We start from the raw sequence: 20739 nt of genomic DNA, 5'->3' as shown, positions 1-20739 counted from the left end.
AAAAGTCGACGCACTTTATTGGTGCATTTTTATTAGGGACATATCAATTTTAGGAGCAGAAAACCCAGTCATTACAAAGGAAGTGCAGGCCAATTACGGTTTGGGTGGAACCACGGAAGCGGGACGCCCCGCGCGTGCTCGGGTGAGCCGACGGGGGGTCAGCTGTTGCAGAGCCTGCACAAACCCGTCATCCCCCAGGGCCCAACCGTTCAGGCCCGACTGCGTCAGTGCCGCCTGTTCGCTGGCGGAAATCCCCGCCTGCACGAGTGCGGCATAGGCCGCGTCGCGGGCAAAGGGGGTGTTGCCCAAGGCCCAGTAGAGGGCATGCGGCGTGATGAGACGGTCACTGCGCAGGCCAATGTAGTGGCCGTGGCTGGACCACCGGAAGTCCGCCGCCGCGGCGCACAGGCCCGCGCGCACGGGGTTGAGATCCAGGTATGCCATGCATGGCAGCAGATAGCGCTCCGCCTGCAATACGGCGCTGCGGTAGCGCCCTTCCCATAGCGTGCCCGAACGCCCATGGCGCTGGTTGAAGCGCCGCACATAGCTGCGCCCCACGGCTTGCATCATCAGAGGCAGCGATTTGCCCTCCTGCGGCGTGGCCAGCAGGTGGAAATGGTTGTCCATGAGCACATAGGCGTGCACCGCCACCTGCTGCTGCCGCGCATGCTCGACCAGCAACGACCACATGAGCTCCCGGTCCGCGGCATCCAGGAAGATCGGCTGGCGGTTGTTGCCACGCTGGATGATGTGGTGCGGGTAGCCAGCGAGGGCGAGGCGGGGAAGGCGGGCCATGAAACCGTCTTGGGACCGTTCAATTGCTCTTAAATCTATAGCTTCTAGCGCTTTATTGGCGGGCGCTAGAGGCTTAAATGGCTCATACCGCCACCGACCCGGCGTCATCCAGACCGAAGCGCGACCCCAGGGCCTGCGCCAACCCGAACTCTTCGAGTATGGCCGCCAGCCGCTCACGCGCGCTGCGCTTCTTCTGGCCGGTGTAGCGCGCCAGGATCAGCTCGTTCTTCATGCTGTGCTCCCAGCCCACCAACTCCGTCACCGTGACCTGGTAGCCGCTGGCTTCCAGATGCAGGCACCGCAACACATTGGTGATCTGGCTGCCCATCTCGCGCGTGTGGATCGGGTGGCGCCACAACTCGGCCAGCGGCGTGCGCGACAGGCTCAGCGCCTTGGTGCCGCGCAGGCAGGCCGCCACCTCGGCTTGGCAACAAGGCACCAGCACCATGGCACGCGCCTGCTTGCGCAGGCCGAAGGCAATCGCATCATCAGTCGCCGTGTCGCAGGCATGCAGCGCAGTCACGATGTCAAAGCGCTCGGGCAGCTCTGCCGCGCCCGCGGCATCCGCCACCGCCATGTCCAGGAAGTGCATGCGTGCGAACCCCAAGCGCTGCGCCAATTCACGTGAACGCTGCACCAATTCCGCTCGCCACTCGATACCGTAAATCTCGCCACGGCCGAGCTGCTTGAAGAACAGGTCGTAGAGAATGAAACCCAGATAGGACTTGCCCGCGCCATGGTCGGCCAGCAGTGGCGCGTGGCCATCGGCGGACAGCTCGGCGAGCAGTGGCTCGATGAACTGGTAGAGGTGATAGACCTGCTTGAGCTTGCGGCGCGAGTCCTGGTTGAGCCGTCCCTCGCGCGTGAGGATGTGCAGTTCCTTGAGCAACTCCACGGATTGGCCCGGCCGCAGTTCGGCCAGCACCGCAGCGTCGGCGGCGCCCGTCTGCTGCGTGCCCGACTTGGCACGCGCACTGCGGTGCGGTTGCCCGGTGGTGGTGGAGCGGCTCATACTTGCGGAGCACCCTTTGCAGGCGCGCCCACCGGCCAGTGGGGCCCCACGTCCAGATCGGCCCATCCGGCCGCGCCCAGGCGCTCCAGCAATTCAATGTTGCGCTCGAAGATCTCTTGCGCCTCGGGAAACACTTCCACCGCGCGGTCGATGCTTTCCTCGCGCAGCAAATGCAGCGTGGGATAAGGCGCGCGGTTGGTGCAGTTGGTCACATCGTCAGCGAGGGTGCCCTCGAACTGGAAGTGCGGGTGGAACGACGCAACCTGCAGGATGCCCGCCAGGTCCATGGATTCGACGAGCTCGTCGGCCAACTCCAGGAAGTCGTTGAAATCCAGAAAGTCCGGCATGGCCAGCGGCGCGATGAGCAGCGTGGTGTCCCGCTTTTCGGGAGAGGCTTCGGCCAGCGCCTCCAACTCGGCAGCCAGGTCTTGCAACAGTTCACGCGCATCCGTGGCATGGCTCACCACGTAGTGGATCTGGTCCTTCACATGCACGCTTTTGGCGAACGGGCACAGGTTGAGTCCGATGACGGCACGCTCGAGCCAGCGCACCATGTCCGCCACCACCACGTTGTCATCGCAGGCGGCTGCATCCTCGCAGGGCTGGTCGGGCATAGGGCTAGTGGTCATGGCGGGCGTGGTCTGAAGAGGGCTCGCATTGTATGTCTCTGCCCTGCCGCACAGGCGGACCGGGGCTGGCGCGTCAGGCCAGCAAGCGCTGACCGGTCAAGCGTTCGTGCTCTCGGGCGGCGAACCGGTCGGTCATGCCTGCGATGAAATCCGCCACCGTGCGCGCACGGCGTGCATCGTCGCCATCCAACGCCCAGCCGGCCTGCACCGGTGGCATTTCCCGCGGGTCCGCCTGGTAGATGGCGAACAGGTCGCGCACCACCTGACGGGCACGGTCCGTGGTCTGCATGACCTGGGGATGGCGGTACAGCGACTGGAACAGGAACCGCTTGAGCACCTGCGACTGCGCGCGCATGGCCTGCGAGAAGCCGACCAGGGCCGGCAGCCGGCGCACCGCTTCCACATCAGCGGGCGCATGTTCTGCCAGCGCTGCGCGCGTGGCATCGATCACGTCGTACACCTGCTCGCTGAGCATGCGGCGGATAGCCTCGCTCAGCAATCGGCGCCGCCCTTCGGACTGCGCGAGATGCGGGTAGTCGTTCTGCGCTTGCGCGCGGTAGCGGTCGAACAGCGGTACGTCGCGCAACTGCTCCAGCGTAATCAGGCCCGAGCGCACACCATCATCGATATCGTGGGCGTTGTAGGCCATCTCATCGGCCAGGTTGCACAGCTGCGCCTCCAGGCTCGGCTGCTGGCCGAGGAGGAAACGCCGCCCCACACCGCCGGGTTCGCGCGCCTCCAATTGCTCGGCGTTGCGCCGCGAGCAGTGCTTGAGGATGCCCTCGCGCGTCTCGTAGGTCAGGTTGATGCCATCGTAGGCGGGGTAGCGGTCTTCCAGCGTGTCCACCACACGCAGGCTCTGCAGGTTGTGCTCGAAGCCTCCATGGTCCGCCATGCACTCGTTGAGCGCGTCCTGCCCTGCATGGCCGAAGGGCGTATGTCCCAGGTCGTGCGCCAGGCAAATGGCCTCGACGAGGTCTTCGTTCAGCCTCAGCGACCGCGCGATGGAGCGCCCCAACTGCGCAACCTCCAGTGAATGCGTGAGCCGCGTACGGAACAGATCGCCCTCATGGTTGAGGAATACCTGGGTCTTGTAGACCAGCCGCCGGAACGCGGTGGAATGCACGATACGGTCGCGGTCCCGCTGGTATTCCGTAAGCGTAGGCGCCGGCGCCTCGGGATGGCGCCTGCCTTGAGTGCACGCCGAATGACAGGCATACGACGCCAAATGCGTCTCAAGCACCAAACAGCCCCATAACGCCCACCAGAAAAGCGCAATCAGCTACTATTTTTATAGTAAACATCAGGATGCGCAGCACTGGTCGATGACTTCGCGCACCAGCGCATCCGGCGCGGCGCGCATGATGGCTTTGCCGGGTCCGTCGATCAGCACGAAGCGGATCTCACCGCCTTCTGCCTTCTTGTCCACGCGCATGAGTTCCAGATAGCGCCCCGCATTGTCCTGCGCGTCAAGCACCGGCCCCCGTGTGGGCAGACCGGCGCGCTCGATCAGGCGCGTCAGGCGTTCAACGAAAGAGCCGTCCACCAAACCCAGCCGCTGCGATAGATGCGCGGCCATCACCATGCCTGCGGCAACCCCTTCGCCATGCAGCCACACGCCGTAGCCCATGCCCGCCTCGATGGCATGGCCAAAGGTATGGCCGAAATTCAAAATGGCACGCAGCCCGGCTTCGCGTTCATCCGCGCCTACCACCGCCGCCTTGATCTCGCAGCTGCGCTTGACCACATGGGCCAGCGCGCCGCGCTCCCGCGCAACGAGCGCGTCCATGTGGGCCTCGAGCCAGGCAAACAGCTCCATGTCTGCGATAGGCCCGTACTTGATCACCTCGGCCAGGCCCGCCGCCAACTCGCGGGCCGGCAAAGTGTCCAACGTGTCCAGATCACATACCACCAACTGAGGCTGATAGAACGCGCCGATCATGTTCTTACCCAGCGGATGGTTGATGGCAGTCTTGCCGCCCACCGACGAATCCACTTGCGCCAGCAATGTGGTGGGCACTTGCACGAAGGGCACGCCGCGCATGTAGCACGCCGCGGCGAAACCGGTCATGTCGCCGATGACACCGCCGCCCAAGGCGAATAAAACAGTTCTACGGTCGCAGCCGTGCTGCAGCAAACCGTCAAAGATCAGATTCAGCGTATGCCAATCCTTGTGTGACTCGCCATCTGGCAAGACGACTTCGTGCAGCTGCGCATATTGCATCCGCAAGGCATTCCGCAATCTCTGTGCATACAACGGTGCAACCGAGGTATTGCTGACAATGAGCGCGGCGTACGCTGCGGGCAAGCCCTTGTAGGTGCCTGCATTCTCCAGCAGACCGTTGCCGATATAGATGGCGTAGCCCCGATCCCCTAGTTCGATCTGTACCGTAGCCATCTTTGCCATACATGCCACTCCATCTACCCAATAAAAACAGGGGGTGAACCACCCCCTGTCGAACTAACTGAACACGTGCCTCAGCGTACCGGCCCGCGATCTGTGATGACCTTGGGAGTAATAAACACCAGCATCTCCCGCTTGGTGGACTCCTTCGTTCTATTTTTGAATAGATTCCCGACCACGGGAACGTCACCCAAGACAGGTATTTTGTTCTCTTGGTTGGTCTCTTCCATCTCAAAAATACCCCCGATCACGACAGTGCCGCCGTTCTCGATCAACACTTGGGTCTTGATGTGCTTAGTATCGATGGCCACTCCCTGCGTGGTGCTCTCTCCTCGACTGTCCTTGTTGACGTCCAGATCAAGAATGATGTTGCCCTCAGGGGTGATCTGAGGCGTCACTTCCAGTTTCAATACGGCTTTCTTAAAGGCGATGGTTGTCGCACCGTTCGGAGCGGTAACCGAATAAGGATATTCCGTCCCCTGTTCGATGAGCGCCTTGGTCTGATCAGCCGTAATTAAACGCGGACTGGAAACGATCTTGCCCTGCCCATCCGCTTCCATGGCAGACAACTCCAGAGAGAGGAAGCGACTGGCGTTGGAATTGAAGATCGACAATGCGAATGATCCAACAGTGGAGACCCCTGATAAAGATGCAGGCAGGCTAACGAACGGTGACATGCCACTCCCCCCAGTGGGGCCGGCCACATTATCGTAGGTACCGCCAACTGCACTTCCGCCCGTGCGCGACCCTCCTCCCAGCCGCACCCCCAAGGAACGACCAAACGTATCCCGCGCTTCCACGATACGCGCCTCGATCATCACCTGCCGCACCGGTACATCAAGCGTCGCCAACAACTGGCGAACTTCTTCAAGTTTGGCCGAAGTATCCGTAACAAATAGCTGATTGGTGCGCGGCTCCGAGATTGCACTCCCGCGATCCGACAGGAATCGATTGGAGTAACCGCTCGTGGACGATCCACCCTGACTGCTCATGGTCAGTTGGGTGACCATGTCGGCGGCTTTTGCATAATTCAATTGGAAAGCCTGGGTCCGCAAAGGCTCCAATTTCTGAATCGCCAAAGCGGCTTCGTAATCCTTCTTTGTGCGCTCGTCTATTTCGTCTTTAGGCGCGATCCACAGTACCGTGCCAGACTTGCGCATGCCAAGCCCCTTGGCGTCCATGATGATCTGGAGAGCCTGATCCCAGGGAACATCCTTCAGCCGCAAGGTCAAAGCACCGGTAACAGTGTCCGAGGTAACAATATTGAAATTAGTAAAATCCGCAATCACTTGCAGCAACGAACGAACTTCAATATTTTGAAAATTCAGAGAGAGTTTCTCTCCAGAGTATGCAGGACCTTGTGTCAATTTAGTCAAATCAACCTTCTTCGGCCGCACCTCGACTACAAACTGATTATCACTTTGATAAGCGCTATGCTCCCATTCACCAACAGGGTCAATTGTCAGACGCACACGCTCACCCTGTTGTGATGCAGTAATGGTTTGCACGGGCGTACCGAAGTCAGAAACGTCCAGTTTACGGCGCAGGCCTTCGGGCAACGATGAACGCAGGAAATCAACAATCAGCCCCTTACCCTGCTGCTGCAAATCGACGCCCACCTGATTGTTAGGCAACCCAACAACAATACGACCGGCCCCATCTGTTCCACGTCGAAAATCAAGATCCTTCAGCGGCAAATTGTCAATATTTTGACTTTCTGCGAATGTCGTCACCTGAGGAGGAGGCATCTTTGCAGCCGAGGACGCAGCATCCAACAGCACCAGGACTGTCTTGCCTTGCAACTCTGCGCGGTAAGAAGTGGGCTGCTTGAGATTCAAGACTACGCGCGCCCGCGCTCCTGCTTGCACAATGTTGGCAGACTTGACATTCCCCTGATTGATATCTATTGATGAGCGCCCGGTCCCATTGCTCACTCCAGGAAAGTCCAGTGCAATGCGCGCAGGGTTTTGGATAGAGAACCCAGTGGGCAATTCTGCTTGCGGCTCAGAAAATTCAATCCGCAGAACTTCGGCGCCACCTTGCAAAAAACCAGAGATGGAATCAATAGATCCGCGAGCTTGCGCCACAGACACCGTCAGCGCAGCCACAACTGCGGCTCCCAACATCCGCCAGTACGCGTGTAAACGAAGCTTCTCTTGAATCATTTCTTCACCTCATTCCCCTCTTGCAGATCCAGTGTTGTCATACGCTCTACCCAATCGCCCGTCGGATCTTGGACAATCTCTCGCAGGCGCATATTGGTCTCGGTAATACCGACGATTTTCCCGTAGTTTTGTCCTAGATAGTTACCCGCCCGGACTTGATACAGCAACTTATCGACACTGATCAATGCGGTAGGTATACCTGCCTTATTCATGCTCCCCACCATCCGGATTGCATCGAGCGGATATGCCTCCAACGGCTCCTTCCGCCTTGCCATCTCCGGGGCAATCAGGGAAGCATTAGCCGCTGATTCCGCCGAGTCCCGCCGCAAAGCCAATGTCAGTTTCATTGAATTGAACGGATCAATACCACTATCCGAAACATAATCTTGAGGAAAGAATTGCTTAGGCTCTTTCAGCGGGGTAATACGCGGCTTGGTTGTTGCGCGCAATTCCGACATCCACTGACGAAGCTCTTCTTCCCCGCTGGGTCCGCATCCCGCCAGCGCAAAGACAGCACTCAAGGCAATCAGGGCAGTAATCCGCTTCATTTCTTACCCCCCTTAGCCGCCTTCTGCGCCTGTATTTCCTCAGGATCCAGATAACGGAACGTTCTTGCTGTCGCCTCAAGCGTCAAATTGCCGGCTGCATCCTTTGAAATAGGAGTAATTGCCAGATTGTTCAAAGTAACAATGCGGGATAAGTTGGCCACATCTGAGGCAAAAGCACCCATGTCGTGGTACTTCCCTGCCACGCGAATAGCAATAGGCAGCTCAGCGTAATAGTCCTTGATCACTATTTGCCCGGGCCTAAACAATTCAAATTGCAGACTCCGCCCAAGCCCCGCCTGGTTGATATCAGAGAGCAGAGCAGACATTTCCGCCTTGCTAGGCAGTTGCTTTTCCAATTGAATCACATACTGCTGAATCTGTTCTCGTTGTTTTTTTAACGCCTCCAGACTGACCGCCTTAACCAGTTTTTTCTGGTAATCCTCCCGAAGCGTCTGCTCAGTATTCCGCTCGGCCGTCAGTTCTTGCTCATACTCAGTCAACTTAAAGAACCAAAGAAAGGTAGCGACGCCCGCAGCGATGAGTGCACAAAGCAATGCACGGGGCAACACTGGCCACAAAGAAGGATCTTTAGGATCTAAGTTGTGAAACTGCCGTTGCAGATCCCCCTGCAGCTTTGCGAAATCAAGTTTTGGCTTATTCTTTTTTGCCATGTTACTTCCTCGCAGCCACGGCACTGGCGGCCTCCATTGCCTTCTGCGCTTCGGCGCTTCGCACCAGCCGGAAACGCAGATTAAAAGAGGCAACCCGACGCTGGTCCTTTGGAGTTAAGGCAACATTTGCTGCGACGATTTCCACCAATTCCGGCTTCGAAAACCATGGGGTATTGTTGGCAAGATTGCGCAGCATTTCAGAAACGCGCTCATTAGACTGAGCCATACCCTGCATAGTTACAGTTTGATCTATTTGCTTCAAACTGGTGATATATACACCATCAGGTAATTGCGCTACCAATTCATTAAGGAGGTGCACAGGCAAATTTCGATCAGATTGCAAGTCCTCTACTGCTTTCTGTCGCGCTTGTAGAGCTGCAATTTCTTCTTCAATAGTCGCGATTTCCTTGATTTGTCCCTCAAGGACTCCGATTTCGCTTCGTAGAAAATTATTGCGATCTTGCTGGTCAGTGATCATCATCTGAAACCACCAATAAATAGCCGCAGCAATGGCAAGCCCCACCAATGCAGAAGCGAGCATGACGGCTTGAAACGCCTCCCGCCTGCGTTTACGAGCAGCCTCCCGATGCGGGAGTAGGTTGATAAGAATCACTGCAGGAACCTCCGCATTGCCAGCCCACAGGAGGTCAAGTAAGACGGCGCCTCGCGCACCATCTTTTTGAGGCGAACCCCCCCGCCCACTTCCATGCCATCAAAGGGGTTGATGACGCTGCACGCAAACCCCGTGTTCTGAATGACAGATTCCGTCAAGCCGGGCAGAGGGGCAGATCCGCCTGCGAGCATGATGTGATCCACGCGGTTGTATGGGGTGCTCGTAAAGAAGAACTGGAGCGCGCGGCTGATTTCCTGAGAGAGACTGTCCACGAAGGGGCGCAGGACAGCAGATTGATAGTCTTCAGGCAAGTCGCCATTGCGCTTCTTGCCCTCCGCTTCTTCTTGTGAGAACCCATACTGACGCACGATCAATTGGGTCAACTGCGCACCACCAAAGGCTTGGTCGCGTTCATACAAGACATCGTCATTCCGAATGACCTGCATGCTCGTCGTCATTGCCCCCACCTCAAAGAGGGCAACGACCGCATCGGCGCCCCGATTGGGCAACCCTTCAATCAGCCGCCCTGCTGCCAAGCGTGCCGCATGCGACTCAATGTCGACGACCACGGGCTTCAGTCCAGCCGCCTCCGCGAGGCCTTGACGATCTTGCACCTTCTCTTTGCGAGAGGCCGCAATCAGCACGTCGACATCGCCTGGCGCGCTCTTGCTGGGGCCCACCACGCAGAAGTCGAGGCTCACCTCGTCCAGCGAAAAAGGAATGTACTGGTTGGCTTGGGATTCCACCTGCACTTCCAGTTCCTGCTCGGACATCCCGCCGGGCAGCGTGATGCGCTTGGTGATCACAGCAGAGGATGGCAATGCAAGGGCGACATTCTTGGTTTTGGTCCCGCTCTTTTTCACAACGCGACGCAACGCCTCGGCGACCTCATCGAACTTTTCGATGTTGCCATCCGTGATCCACCCACGCTCCAGTTGCTCGATTGCACAGCACTCGAGAACCAGCGCCCCTCCCTTATCTCGTCCCAACTCCACCAGCTTGACGCTGGAAGAACTGATGTCCACACCCAGCAATGGGGCAGACTGACGACTGAACAACGACCCCATTGAGATCAAGGTGCCCCTCCGCTACTTATCTATATGACGCAACAAAACTTAACACTTCACATGAATGCTATCAGTAAGGTTCTTCACCAGCCAAGAGTTTTACCTTTCTCACACAAAAGCGGCGTTGTCAAAAGCAGACGATTTTCAGGTGCTATCGTTGAAACGTCGGCCCTATTTTTTGCGCGCTGACCAGGGCAGGCGGCCCAGCCAAGCCGACACGCCAAGATTTTTATAATGACGGGTTGCCTCGTATCGAGACCCTATGCCACAGCCTCCCGACAGAACATCTTCCCCGCCCACATCCTCAATGCCACGCGCCGTGCGCTGGCTTCTGCTAGGGTTCACGTGGATCCTTGGCCTGGGCGTCGCCGCAACGTTGACCGGTGCTCTCGCCATCGGACTGGGCCTTGCGGTGGCATATCCCAATCTGCCTGATGTGTCCGATCTGGCGGACTACCGCCCTAAGCTACCCCTGCGGGTGTACTCCGCAGAAGGCGCATTGCTGGGAGAGTTCGGTGAGGAGCGGCGCAACTTGACGCCCATCCAGGACATCCCCCCTGTGATGACCAACGCAGTGTTGGCGATCGAAGACGCACGCTTCTTCCAGCACGGGGGCGTGGACTACAAAGGGGTGTTGCGCGCTGCGCTGGCCAATCTAGGACGCGTAAAAAGCCAGGGGGCTTCCACTATTACCATGCAAGTGGCGCGAAATGTTTATCTTTCTTCCGAAAAAACATTCACCAGAAAAATTTACGAAATATTACTCACATTTAAGCTTGAGCATCTGTTAACGAAAAACCAGATTCTCGAGATCTACATGAACCAGATTTATCTGGGAAATCGCGCGTATGGATTTGCAGCAGCCGCAGAAACCTATTTTGGCAAGCCGCTGAAGTCCATATCCATTGCCGAAGCAGCCATGCTTGCTGGCCTTCCGAAGGCCCCATCCGCTTACAACCCCATCTCCAACCCCAAGCGCGCAAGGATCCGGCAGCTGTACATCATTGATCGCATGCTGGAAAACGGCTTCATCACTGCCGAGGAAGCCACTGCTGCAAAGCAAGAAGATCTCAAGCTGCGCTCGTCGACGGATTCGACCCGTATCCATGCGGAGTACGTGGCTGAGATGGCGCGTCAACTCATCTACGCGCAGTACGGCCCCGAGGCATACACGCGCGGATTGAATGTGTACACCACGCTGAATGCCGGCGAGCAGGAGACAGCCTACACCGCGTTGCGCAAAGGCATCATGGACTACGAGCGCCGACAGCACTACCGCGGGCCTGAGCGGTTTGTCAGCCTGCCCTCCGCGTCTGAGGAGACCGAAGACGCCATCGACGACGCTCTGGCCAACCACCCGGATAACGGCAATGTGCTCGCCGCGGTCGTGCTGGAGGTCAACGCCAAGAGGATTCTGGCGGCCCGCGCCGATGGCGAACAGATCGAGATCACGGGCGAAGGCCTCAAGCCAGCGCAGTCCGGACTCAGCGAGAAAGCCCCGCCCAACATCAAACTGCGCCGGGGCGCGGTCATCAGGGTCGTACAAACACCCAAGAAGACTTGGGAAATCACCCAGCTTCCTGAGGTGGAAGGTGCTTTCGTGGCCATCGATCCGCGTTCCGGTGCCATCCGTGCCCTGGTGGGCGGCTTTGACTTCGACAAGAACAAGTTCAACCATGTCACCCAGGCCTGGCGCCAGCCAGGTTCGGCGTTCAAGCCGTTCATCTACTCCGCAGCTCTGGAAAAGGGCTTCACACCTGCCACGGTGATCAACGACGCTCCCTTGTTCTTCAGTGCGGGCGTGACAGGCGGGCAACCCTGGGAGCCCAAGAACTACGATGGCAAGTACGACGGTCCCATGACCATGCGCGCAGGGCTTGCCCGCTCCAAGAACGTCGTTTCCATTCGCATCCTGCAGGCTGTGGGCCCCAAGAATGGGCAGGACTGGGTGACCCGTTTCGGATTCGAAGCCGACAAGCATCCCCCCTATCTGACGATGGCGCTGGGCGCAGGCTCTGTCACCCCGATGCAACTCGCTTCGGCCTACGCGGTGTTTGCCAACGGCGGCTACCGCGTCAACCCCTATCTCATCACCCGTGTCACGGACCACAAGGGACGCATCCTGTCGGATTTCCAACCTCCCGCCGTCACAGACAACCCCCGCGCCATTGAGCCACGCAACGCGTTCATCATGAACAGCATGCTTCAGGAAGTCGCGCGCTCCGGCACGGCGGCACGTGCACAGGCCACGCTCAAACGCCCCGATATCTATGGCAAGACAGGAACGACCAATGACGCAGTCGATGCGTGGTTTGCAGGCTTCCAGCCCACGCTGGCTGCTGTGACGTGGATCGGTTATGACACGCCGCGCAACCTCGGAAGCCGTGAGACCGGTGGCGGACTCAGCCTGCCGGTCTGGATCAGCTTCATGGAAAAAGCGCTTAAGGGCGTCCCTGTGGCAGAGCCCACCGTGCCCGCTGGCGTCGTGAACGTGAGTGGCGAATGGTTCTACGAAGAATATGCACGCAACGCGGGCGTCGCCAGTGTGGGTATGGAGAGCGCCGCCCCCACCGACGGTGCGCCGGCTCCGGGAACACCGCCTCCACCCGAAGAGCGCAACCGTATCCTAGACCTGTTCCGTAATTGATGAAGAGGCGAGCCTGTGCGCCCGCGCAATCATTTGCGCAGCCCTTCGCTTGTTGGCCGAGCCGCGCTGTCGCCGCTAGTCGGTGAACTGGAGCGCTTCCCCCGCTTGCAAAGTGGCGTTGTGGCTGAGCGCTGCAAAGAACTCGCCGGCACCCTTGGTATCCATCCACGCCGTCCCGTCATGGCGGAAGTGATATCCGCCGGATTGCGCCGCCATCCATATCTCGTGCAGCGGCTTTTGAAGGTTGATCACGATCTGGCTGCGGTTGCGGAAAGTGATGGTCACCATGCCCCCCGTACGCTGGCCATCCAGATCAGCGTCGGTAGTGTCGTTGATACGGTCGCAGCTTTGTTCCACCGCCAGCAGCAGCTTTTCTGCACGGTCCATGAATTCGAGGTCGGTCATTACAATTTGCGTATGTTCAGAGCTCGTCAAATTCTAGTCAGGACGATTGTCCTTGCTGTGAGCACGGCAGCCTTCGCGGCCTGTGGCCAACGGGGTCCGCTTTACCTGCCCACGGACCCGGCTGCCGCGCAGCGCGCCACACTGCCTGAAACCCTCAACCCCGCCGCCTCGCGGGCTCCCGCCTCGTCGCCAGTCGATTCCGCTTCCACCACCCGTCCATGACCCATCCCGTTCTGCCCGGCCACCCCCACTTGCACTACCACGACCAAGCGCTTCAGTTGGAGGGCCTTCGCCTTGCCGACCTGGCCCGGGAGTTCGGCACGCCCCTCTACGTCTATTCCCAGGCAGCCATGCTGGACGCCCTGGGGGCCTACCAGCGCGGGTTCGCTGGACGCAAGGTGCAGATCTGCTATGCCATGAAAGCGAACTCGTCGCTCGCTGTCCTGCAGCTTTTCGCACGCCATGGCTGCGGCTTCGACATCGTTTCTGCCGGCGAACTGCAACGCGTGATTGCAGCCGGCGGCGACCCGGCGAAGGTGATCTTTTCCGGCGTAGGCAAGACGCGCGCAGAAATGCGCCAGGCGCTGGAGGTCGGCATTGGCTGCTTCAACGTGGAGAGCGAGGCAGAACTCGAGGTGCTGAGCGAAGTGGCCCAATCCATGGGATTGCGCGCACCGATCAGCATTCGTGTCAATCCCAACGTGGACGCCAAGACCCACCCCTACATTTCCACGGGCCTCAAGGGCAACAAGTTCGGTATCGCCCATGAACGCACGGTTGCCACCTACCAGCGCGCAGCCGCCCTGCCCGGCTTGCGCGTGGTGGGCATCGATTGCCACATCGGCTCCCAGATCACGGAAGAGAGCCCGTATCTGGACGCCATGGATCGCATGCTGGACCTCGTGCAAGCCATCGAGGCCGCAGGCATCGCGGTCCACCACATCGATTTTGGCGGTGGTTTGGGCATCGATTACAACGGCGACACGCCACCACGGGCCGACGCGCTGTGGGCCAAGCTGTTGGCCAAACTGGACGCGCGCGGCTACGGTGACCGCCAATTGATGATCGAGCCCGGTCGCTCCTTGGTGGGCAACGCCGGTGTTTGCCTGACGGAGGTGCTCTACCTCAAGCCCGGCGAGCAAAAGAACTTCTGCATCGTCGATGCGGCCATGAACGATTTGCCGCGTCCGGCGATGTACCAGGCCTACCACGCCATCGTGCCCCTGCAGGCAACAGCCCCCACGGCCGTGTCGCACGTGTATGACGTCGTCGGACCGATCTGCGAAAGCGGGGACTGGATCGGCCGTGACCGCAACCTGGCGGTGGCAGCGGGCGATATGCTGGCGGTGCTGTCCGCCGGGGCGTACTGCAGTTCCATGGGGAGCACCTACAACACCCGCCCCCGACCCGCCGAGGTGCTGGTGGACGGAGCGCGAGCCCACCTCATCCGCACGCGCGAAAGCGTGAACGACATTTTCCGCAGCGAAAAGCTGGTACCGCAGGGCAACCCTTGATAACCATCAAGGAATAACCATTTCGCCTTGAGTACTATTGCACTTTCATTGCGGAGTCACGTGCATGCCTCAGGAACCTCTTGAACTCTACCGGGACAAGAACCACGCTTGTCTGATGTTCTCGGACCTTGTCGAGGAGGATGGGCAGGCGGTTCAGGCCAACCAGTTCCTGATCGTGGACGACGACACGGGCGCCATCATCGACCCGGGCGGCAATCTGGCGTTCAACGAGTTGTTCATGGGCATGTCCAAGCACTTTCCGCCCCACAAGCTGTCCTATCTGATTGCGTCGCACGCCGACCCCGACATCATCGCCTCGCTGGACCGCTGGTTGAGCAGCACCAAGGCGACGCTGGTCATCTCACGCATCTGGGAGCGCTTCGCGCCGCACTTCACCAAGCTCGGCAAAACCGAAAACCGCATCATCGGGGTGCCCGACAGCGGCGGCCGCCTGCCGCTGGGCCGGCACGAGCTGGTGCTGCTGCCGGCGCACTTCATGCATTCCGAAGGCAACTTCCACTTCTACGACCCGGTCAGCCGCATCCTGTTCACGGGCGACCTGGGCGTCTCCATGACCTCGGGCGCCGACGCGCGCGTGCCGGTGACCCATCTAGCACCGCACATTCCACGCATGGAAGGCTTTCACCGCCGCTACATGGTCTCCAACAAGATCCTGCGCCTGTGGACGCGCATGGCGCGGCAACTCGACATCGCCATGGTGGTTCCGCAGCACGGCGCGCCCATCATGGGCAAGCCGGCCATCGACGACTTCTTCCAATGGCTCGACAGCCTGATGTGTGGCATCGACCTGTTTGATGACCGCGCCTACCAGATCCCCACGGGTCACATCGATCCCGTCACCCGCCAGGTGCGCCCTGCGCTGCAGGCCGTGCGCGCCTGAAAGTTTGATAAAAATCGGCTCTAGCGCTTACCCAGAAAGCGCTAGCAGCTATCTAATTAATAGCAATCAGACGACACGGCGGCGCCGGCGCAACCAAGGCCGAGCGAGCAGCAACGCCGCCAGGATGGCGGCATAGACCGCCACCTCGGCAAAGTCGTTCTTGCCCGACCGCATCCAGAAAAAGTGCAGGATCGCCAGCCCCGCGGCCAGGTACACGCCGCGGTGCAGTTGCTGCCAGCGCCGCCCGCCCATCCAGCGCATGGCCCGGTTGAACGACGTGGCCGCCAGCGCCAGCAGCACCGCAAAGCAGCCCATGCCCACCAGGATGAAGGGGCGCTTGAGCACGTCACGAACGATTTCCGGCACATCCAGCCCCATGTCGAACCAGCTGTAGCACAGCAAGTGGAGTGCCGCGTAGGCGAAGGTGTACAGCCCTAGCATGCGCCGAAAGCGTGCCAGCGGCGGCTGGGCCAGCGCCAGCCTCAGGGGTGTGACTGCCAGGGTGAGGCACAGCATGCGCAGCGTCCAGTCGCCCGTGGAGCGGATCAGGGCTTCGGCAGGGTTGGCGCCCAGGCGATCGGCGGCCGCCCCATACACCAGCCAGGCGAGTGGTAGCAGGCACAGCACAAACAGCACCGGCTTGGCTGCCGGGTGCAACAACACGCGCGCGCCCCAGCCGCGACCCGCCAGCGCGGGAGTACTGCCCGAAAGGCGTGCATGCCCCATCAGTAGAACTTGCGCAGATCCATGCCCGCGTAGAGCTGTCCCACCTGGGCCTCGTAGCCATTGAACAGCAGGGTCTTGCGCTTCTTGGCGAACAGTCCGCCCTCGCCGATACGCCGTTCGGTGGCCTGGCTCCAGCGCGGGTGGTCCACATCCGGATTCACGTTGGAATAAAAGCCGTACTCCTGCCGTGCAGCCTTGTTCCATGCGGTACCAGGCTCCTTCTCGACGAAGCGGATCTTGACGATGCTCTTGGCGCTCTTGAAGCCGTACTTCCACGGCACGACGATGCGCACCGGTGCGCCATTCTGATTGGGCAGCACCTCGCCATACATGCCGAAGGCGAGCAGCGTGAGCGGATGCATGGCCTCGTCCAAGCGCAGGCCTTCGGTGTAAGGCCAGTCCAGCACATGCGAGCCCACGTAAGGCATGGTGGCTTTGTCCGCCAGCGTGACGAACTCGACGTACTTGGCACTGCCCTGCGGCTCCACCCGCTTGATCAACTCTGCCAACGAGTACCCCACCCAGGGGATCACCATGGACCAGCCCTCGACGCAGCGCAGGCGGTAGATGCGATCCTCCTGCGCGCTGAGCTTGAGCAGCTCGTCGATATCGAAGCGCCGTGGCTTGTTGACCAAGCCTTCCACTTCCACGGTCCAGGGGCGGGTTTTCAGGGTATGGGCATTGCGCGCGGGGTCGCTCTTGTCCGTGCCGAATTCGTAGAAATTGTTGTACGTGGTGGCATCCTGGTACTCGGTGACCTTCTCCATGGTCACCGCGCCCGGCACGGCGGACGGTGCACCCGGCAGGGGTGCAAGCCGCCCCGGTCGGCGGACTTGGTCAGCGAGGGCGACACGCCCTGCCCAGCCGGCCATCGCCGCGCCACCAGCACCCGCTGCCAGCAGGCGGAGCATGGCGCGTCGCTGCTCATAGACGGCGCGCGGCGTGATCTCGCCGGCGCAAGGGTGGATGTAACCGTTGTCTCGGGTAGGAATCAACATGGGGGTCCTTCTGGCAGCCGCATCTGCCACAGTCTGCATGAGACACAGACTGCCCGCAGGGCCCGCAGGTTCCCCCCTTGGACGCCGAGGGTTACAAGGTTCCGTAGCTGTGCAGCCCGCTCAGGAACATGTTCACGCCCAGAAAGGCGAAGGTGGTCACCGCCAGGCCCACCAGCGCCCACCACGCCGACATTGTGCCGCGCAAACCCTTCATCAGCCGCATGTGCAGCCATGCCGCGTAGTTGAGCCACACGATCAGCGCCCAGGTTTCCTTGGGGTCCCAGCTCCAGTAACCGCCCCAGGCCTCCGCGGCCCACAGCGCTCCCAGGACCGTGGCGATGGTAAAGAACGCAAAGCCCACGGCGATGGACTTGTACATCACATCGTCCAGGATCTCGAAGGACGGCAACCGCTCGGCAATGCGCCGGCGCGCCAACAAGATGCCCGCCACGATCAGCGCAGAAACACCGAAATACACCATCCAGTAGCCACCGCCGTTGTCGGCCGCACCCTGGCGAAAGACGATGGGCTCAAAGCACAGCACCACGCCCAACAGCCACAGCGGTGTCAGTTTCCACCAGCGCGTTTCGCTCGCCTGCTGTTTGATCAGGTAGGCAAAGGCCACCATGGCCGACAGCGCGAAGGTGCCGTAGCCGATGAAGTTGGCCGGCACATGCAGCTTCATCCACCAGCTCTTGAGCGCGGGCACCAGCGGCTGGATCTCATGTGCCTCGCGCACGACCGTGTACCACAACAGAAAGCCCACGGCGGCGCTCACCACCAGCATCACGAAGCCGCCGAGCGCGCGGGTTTCGTACTGCTCCTCGTAGTACAGGTAGAACACGGCCGTCATCCAGCAGAACATGACGAACACCTCGTAGAGGTTGCTCACCGGGATGTGGCCGATATCCGGGCCGATCTGGTAGCTTTCGTACCAGCGCACCATGGTGCCGATCAATGCCAGCGCCACGGCCACCCACGCAATGCGCGAGCCGATGCGCATCATCGTCTGCCCTTGACCGCGCGAGAGCATGCCCACCCAATAGAACGCGGTGCTCATGAAGAACAGCATGCTCATCCACAGGATGGCCGACTGGCTCGACAGAAAGTACTTGAGTCCGAAGATCGTGTCCGCGCGCGCCAGGTCGCCCGCGCCATTGTTCTGGTACAGCCCGATGGCCAGCAGCGAGCACGCGGCCACCATCAGCATCAGTGTGCTCAGCGGGCGCCAGAACCAGCCCAGCCAGATCGCGCTGGGAATGGAGCCCAGCAAAATGGCCTTCTCATACACATCCATGTACGCCGCATAGCGCTGCAGCGCGAACACGCCCCCCGCGACCACCAACAACGCAAACAGCCAGTCCCACCAGCTGCGGCGTGCGAAATACCCTTCGCTCAACGTGAGCGTGGTCGTGGCTGTATTCATGAGGCACCTCCGTGCGGGGATGTTCCGATCAATTGGGTGGTGAGCTGCGCGAATTCACGATCCGCGTCCAGCGTCTTGCGGTTGGTGGACAGCGCCATCGTCGCGCGGGCGCCCGCGTCCTGCGGCGCCAGCCAGACCCATACGCGGCGTTCACGCACGTAGAGCATGGCAAACACGCCGATGATCAGCAGCGCGCAGCCCAGGTACACCACGTTCTTGCCCGGCGCGCGCGCCACCTGGAACACGCTGGCCTGCACCTGCTTGAAGTCACGCAGCTCGAACGCCAGGGGCACCGGATAGGCCTGTGCATCGCTCAGGCTCAACACCGCCTGCGTCATGAACGCCTGCGTTGCGCCATTCTGTGGCAAGGGGGCCAGGCCTGCACGTTCGCGGGTGATCTGCGCGAGTTCGAACAAGGCGCCGTTGAGGATGCGCACCAACACCTCGCTGGCGCGGTTGCGCTCGTCTTCGGGCACATTGGCCTCCATGAAGTCCGAGATCGCCTGCAGCCCGCCGCGCGGCCGGCCGCCCGCCGCAGCAGGCTCGTCGATCGCACCGGCGAACAGCGCGAGCGCGCGCCCCGCCGACTGCGCGAGTTGCTCGGCCAGCTCGGGGCGCGCCCCATCCACGGCCGCTGCCGCGTAGCGACGCACCGCCAGCTCGCGCATCTGCGGATCGGCCAGGGCCAGGCGCATGCGCAAGAAGCCGTCCATGCCACCCTCGGCATCCACCGGCACGCGCAGGTAGCGGAAGGGCTCCGCGGGGGTCTCACGCACACCCAGCAAATACATGGGCTGACCGTCGCCCGTGTCCACGGGCAGCATGAAATTGTGGAACTCCCGCGCCTGGCCCGCCGCATCGCGCAGCTTGTAGGTGATGCTGGGGCCTACGTTGCGCAGTTCGCGCTTGCTCACGGTCTTGTTACCGGCACCCAGGCGCGATTCGATCGATTCGCGCAGATCCACCTTGCGCACGTCGGCGCCCGAACCGCTGGCGCCGGTATCGCCGAAGTTCTCCACATTGAGCACCCGCAGCCCCGTGAACTCCAGCGTCATGCCTTCGCCCGAGCCCGAGTGCGTGAGGCGCGTGGAGCCGCCGATCACGCCTTGCACATCGAAGGGCTCCGCGCCCGGCGCCATGGGACGCGCACGCAGGTGCACTTCGGAGCCGCCATCGTCAAAGCTGGATTGGTAGATTTCGATGCCCCGGTAGCTCACGGGATGGTTGACCTCCACGCGCGCCGGCGTGGCCTCGCCCGTGGCGCGGTCGTGGATCACGATCTCGCTGGCGAACAGCTTGGGCATACCGGTGGAGTAATGCTCCACGATGAACTTCTTGAGCTCGACGGCAAACGGCAGTTCCTGCAGCAGTACGCCGTCGGACTGGCTCAGGATGGCGGTGCCGGACTGCGTGCCCTCGGCCACCACAAGATTGCCGCGGAACGTGGGATTGCGCTCGGACAGCCGGTGTTCAGGCTTGACCTCGGAGATCAATCCCGAGCCCGCATAGGGCGTCTTGCCACCAAACCACATCTGTGCCCGCACGACGAGATCGCCGTCCAGCAGGCCGCCCAGGCACACCAGCACGATGGCGCTGTGCGCGGCGATATAGCCCAGCTTGTTGGCGGCACCGGCCTTGGCGGCCACCATCCAGCCGTCACCTGCCGGGGTCTGGCGCTGCTGCAGGCGCACCTTCCAGCCTTTGGCAACCAGTTGCTGGCCCACGCGGCGCGCGGCCGCCTCGGGCGTTTCGGCCGCCAGCTCCGCGCTGGCCTTGTGGTGGAACGCCTGCAGGCTCTTCTCGCGGATGTCTTCCTTGTAGGTGCGCAGATCCGCCAGATACTTGGGCGCATGCCGGGCAATGCACAGCGAGGTGCTGACCACCAGAAAGCCCAGGATCACGAGGAACCACCAGGCGCTGTAGACCGCGTTCAGCTTGAGCGCCAGGAACACATCCGCCCAGAACGGGCCGAACTGGTTCACATAGTTGACGGCCGGCTCGTGCTGCTTGAGCACCGTGCCGATCACCGAGGCAATGCAGATCACGGTCAGCAACGCGATCGCGAAGCGCATGGACGCCAGCAGCTCGGTCATCGACCGCATGGCGTGCGTCCGGGGGGCGCTGCTAGGACCGAAAGTGGTGTCAGACATGAAAGACGCGAAGGCCGGGAGGAATCCACCTACGCCGGTCAACCCTGCGTGCGTAGGCCCATGAGAAA

Annotated in this window: 19 protein-coding genes; 4 read left to right on the top strand and 15 right to left on the bottom strand. The window is 60.9% G+C overall.

What is annotated here, in order from left to right:
• Positions 1-93: 93 nt before the first annotated feature.
• From DTPSY_RS03495 to DTPSY_RS03455, 10 genes are all read right to left on the bottom strand, one after another.
• Positions 94-795: a transposase gene (locus tag DTPSY_RS03495; protein ID WP_012655704.1), complete on the bottom strand. Its 702-nt coding sequence runs from the start codon at positions 793-795 to the stop codon at positions 94-96.
• An 82-nt stretch (positions 796-877) separates the two neighbouring features.
• Complete coding sequence (locus tag DTPSY_RS03490) at positions 878-1807, bottom strand: class I SAM-dependent methyltransferase (RefSeq protein WP_012655703.1); 930 nt, start codon at positions 1805-1807, stop codon at positions 878-880.
• On the bottom strand, positions 1804-2436 hold the full coding sequence (locus tag DTPSY_RS03485; RefSeq protein ID WP_041838786.1) for a DUF1415 domain-containing protein: 633 nt from the start codon (positions 2434-2436) through the stop codon (positions 1804-1806). The genes DTPSY_RS03490 and DTPSY_RS03485 overlap by 4 nt, the downstream gene beginning before the upstream one ends.
• A 73-nt stretch (positions 2437-2509) precedes the next feature.
• Positions 2510-3682, bottom strand: a complete 1173-nt coding sequence (locus DTPSY_RS03480) for a deoxyguanosinetriphosphate triphosphohydrolase (RefSeq protein ID WP_434060547.1) — start codon at positions 3680-3682, stop codon at positions 2510-2512.
• 57 nt (positions 3683-3739) lie between these two features.
• A complete protein-coding gene (gene aroB, locus DTPSY_RS03475) occupies positions 3740-4843 on the bottom strand; it encodes a 3-dehydroquinate synthase (RefSeq protein ID WP_012655700.1) in 1104 nt (367 codons plus the stop codon).
• 71 nt (positions 4844-4914) lie between these two features.
• The gene (locus DTPSY_RS03470) at positions 4915-7005 is read right to left on the bottom strand and encodes a type IV pilus secretin PilQ (protein WP_012655699.1); all 2091 of its coding nucleotides are present in this window, start codon (positions 7003-7005) and stop codon (positions 4915-4917) included.
• On the bottom strand, positions 7002-7553 hold the full coding sequence (locus DTPSY_RS03465) for a pilus assembly protein PilP (protein WP_011804184.1): 552 nt from the start codon (positions 7551-7553) through the stop codon (positions 7002-7004). Before DTPSY_RS03465 ends, DTPSY_RS03470 begins: the two co-directional genes overlap by 4 nt.
• The gene (locus tag DTPSY_RS03460) at positions 7550-8224 is read right to left on the bottom strand and encodes a type IV pilus inner membrane component PilO (protein WP_012655698.1); all 675 of its coding nucleotides are present in this window, start codon (positions 8222-8224) and stop codon (positions 7550-7552) included. Before DTPSY_RS03460 ends, DTPSY_RS03465 begins: the two co-directional genes overlap by 4 nt.
• Position 8225: 1 nt before the next feature.
• Positions 8226-8837, bottom strand: coding sequence for a PilN domain-containing protein (locus DTPSY_RS17845; protein WP_012655697.1), 612 nt, complete (start codon positions 8835-8837; stop codon positions 8226-8228).
• Entirely contained in the window at positions 8834-9904 is a 1071-nt protein-coding gene (locus tag DTPSY_RS03455; protein ID WP_012655696.1) for a pilus assembly protein PilM, read from the bottom strand. Before DTPSY_RS03455 ends, DTPSY_RS17845 begins: the two co-directional genes overlap by 4 nt.
• Before the next feature lie 307 nt (positions 9905-10211).
• Here DTPSY_RS03455 and DTPSY_RS03450 point away from each other — a divergent pair, with 307 nt between their 5' ends.
• Positions 10212-12551, top strand: coding sequence for a penicillin-binding protein 1A (locus DTPSY_RS03450; protein WP_012655695.1), 2340 nt, complete (start codon positions 10212-10214; stop codon positions 12549-12551).
• Between the two features lie 75 nt (positions 12552-12626).
• Here DTPSY_RS03450 and cyaY read toward each other — a convergent pair whose 3' ends face one another.
• Positions 12627-12956: an iron donor protein CyaY gene (cyaY, locus tag DTPSY_RS03445; RefSeq protein WP_012655694.1), complete on the bottom strand. Its 330-nt coding sequence runs from the start codon at positions 12954-12956 to the stop codon at positions 12627-12629.
• Between the two features lie 12 nt (positions 12957-12968).
• On the opposite strand from cyaY, the gene lptM reads away from it, so the two are divergent.
• The 3 genes from lptM to DTPSY_RS03435 all read left to right on the top strand — a co-directional run bounded on the left by lptM (position 12969) and on the right by DTPSY_RS03435 (position 15371).
• Positions 12969-13178, top strand: a complete 210-nt coding sequence (lptM, locus tag DTPSY_RS17840; protein WP_084002063.1) for an LPS translocon maturation chaperone LptM — start codon at positions 12969-12971, stop codon at positions 13176-13178.
• Positions 13175-14470, top strand: a complete 1296-nt coding sequence (lysA, locus tag DTPSY_RS03440; RefSeq protein ID WP_012655693.1) for a diaminopimelate decarboxylase — start codon at positions 13175-13177, stop codon at positions 14468-14470. Before lptM ends, lysA begins: the two co-directional genes overlap by 4 nt.
• Before the next feature lie 64 nt (positions 14471-14534).
• Positions 14535-15371, top strand: coding sequence for an oxygen-binding di-iron domain-containing protein (locus DTPSY_RS03435; RefSeq protein WP_011804166.1), 837 nt, complete (start codon positions 14535-14537; stop codon positions 15369-15371).
• 66 nt (positions 15372-15437) lie between these two features.
• Here the strand turns inward: DTPSY_RS03435 and msrQ are convergent, their stop codons facing one another.
• The 4 genes from msrQ to DTPSY_RS03415 form a co-directional block, all read right to left on the bottom strand.
• A complete protein-coding gene (msrQ, locus tag DTPSY_RS03430) occupies positions 15438-16097 on the bottom strand; it encodes a protein-methionine-sulfoxide reductase heme-binding subunit MsrQ (protein ID WP_012655692.1) in 660 nt (219 codons plus the stop codon).
• On the bottom strand, positions 16097-17095 hold the full coding sequence (gene msrP / locus DTPSY_RS03425; protein ID WP_012655691.1) for a protein-methionine-sulfoxide reductase catalytic subunit MsrP: 999 nt from the start codon (positions 17093-17095) through the stop codon (positions 16097-16099). The genes msrQ and msrP overlap by 1 nt, the downstream gene beginning before the upstream one ends.
• A gap of 91 nt (positions 17096-17186) precedes the next feature.
• The gene (ccsB, locus tag DTPSY_RS03420) at positions 17187-18521 is read right to left on the bottom strand and encodes a c-type cytochrome biogenesis protein CcsB (protein WP_012655690.1); all 1335 of its coding nucleotides are present in this window, start codon (positions 18519-18521) and stop codon (positions 17187-17189) included.
• A complete protein-coding gene (locus DTPSY_RS03415) occupies positions 18518-20671 on the bottom strand; it encodes a cytochrome c biogenesis protein ResB (RefSeq protein WP_012655689.1) in 2154 nt (717 codons plus the stop codon). The genes ccsB and DTPSY_RS03415 overlap by 4 nt, the downstream gene beginning before the upstream one ends.
• Positions 20672-20739: the final 68 nt, after the last annotated feature.

This window comes from [Acidovorax] ebreus TPSY (genome assembly GCF_000022305.1).
Classification (GTDB): domain Bacteria; phylum Pseudomonadota; class Gammaproteobacteria; order Burkholderiales; family Burkholderiaceae_C; genus Diaphorobacter; species Diaphorobacter nitroreducens.
Note: the sequence above shows the minus strand (reverse complement) of the source record. Positions and strands in the feature narration are given on the sequence as shown.